This window comes from Streptomyces sp. NPDC032161 (assembly GCF_040636995.1).
Taxonomy (GTDB): Bacteria; Actinomycetota; Actinomycetes; order Streptomycetales; family Streptomycetaceae; genus Streptomyces.
This window is the reverse complement of sequence record NZ_JBEZVN010000121.1, coordinates 1-1,308: the sequence shown is the minus strand read 5'-3', so window position 1 is coordinate 1,308 and position 1,308 is coordinate 1. Positions and strand designations below refer to the sequence as shown.

The window sequence follows — 1,308 nt, the reverse complement described above, 5'->3', positions numbered from 1 at the left end:
CACCGCAGTCATCTCGTCCGGAGTCACACTCACTCAACGCGATATCGAACCCGAAAGACACGCACCACGGCCAACCTGACCAAGCACTACTAGTGTGATGCGCCGCAAATTCCGAGGGTAAGTTGCTACCTTATCTGGGTGTCGCATCCTGGGCCTTCTGCTGTGTCAATCACGCTGTCTGAGGACGAGCGTGCCGAGTTGGTGCGTCGGGCGACGTCATGGGACCGGAGAGCTGCGGAGCGGGCCCGGATCATTCTGGCGTGCGCTGACGGTATGTCGAATGCTGCCGTGGGCCGGCTTGTTGACGCCCAGGCCAAGACGGTGGGCAAGTGGCGCCGCAAGTTCGCGGCCGAGGGGCTTGCCGGCCTGCAGGACGCGGGTCGCGTCGGTCGGCCGAAGGCCGACCTGGTCCTGAGCGACACCGAGCGGGACCAGCTGGTTGCCTGGGCGAGGCGGGCGAAGACCGCGCAGTGCCTCGCTCTGCGGGCCAGGATCGTGCTGCGGTGTGCGGAGGGCGGGACGAACAAGCAGGCCGCGATGGACCTGGGCGTGGACGAGACGACGATGGAACGCTGGCGGGCCCGCTTCATCGCCAGGCGCCTCGACGGGCTGCAGGACGAGCCGCGGCCCGGCCGGCCGCCGTCGGTCCTGCTCGACCAGGTCGAAGAGGTCATCGTCGCAACGCTGGAGTCCACACCCGGCAGCGACACTCATTGGTCGCGGGCCTCGATGGCCGCTCGTACCGGGCTGTCGAAATCGACCATCGGGCGGATCTGGAAGAAGTTCGATCTCAAGCCGCACCTGCAGGACAGCTTCAAGTCGTCCACCGACCCGCAGTTCGTGGACAAGGTCGTCGATGTCGTCGGCCTGTACCACAACCCGCCTGAACGGGCGGTCGTGCTCTGTGTAGACGAGAAGTCACAGATCCAGGCGCTGGACCGTTCCCAGCCGGTGCCGCCGATGATGCCGGGCATACCTGGGCGCCGTACCCACGACTGTCTGCGGCACGGAATCACCAGCCTGTTCGCTGCCTTCGACATCGCCGACGGCACCGTCATCGGCGAACTCCACCGCCGCCACCGCGCCATCGAGTTCAGGAAGTTCCTGGTCACCATGGACAAGGCCGTGCCGCACGAGCTCGACGTGCACCTGGTGTGTGACAACTACACCACCCACAACACCGCCGAGGTCAGCGGCGCGGCGCGGCGAGGGTCGGGGGGGGTGCCCCTATCTGTTTCGTCAACCCTGTCAGGTCGGTTCCCTGGGGTGGCGCTGGTTTTCGGGAACGTCCCGCGAAGCGGGACGTTC

At 66.4% G+C, this 1,308-nt stretch carries 1 protein-coding gene; it reads left to right on the top strand.

Annotation, left to right across the window (positions count from 1 at the left end; genetic code table 11):
• Positions 1–162: 162 nt before the first annotated feature.
• Positions 163–1,308, top strand: a 1,146-nt coding sequence (locus AB0E67_RS36475) for an IS630 family transposase (protein WP_362035165.1), incomplete at its 3' end; no start/stop codon positions are given.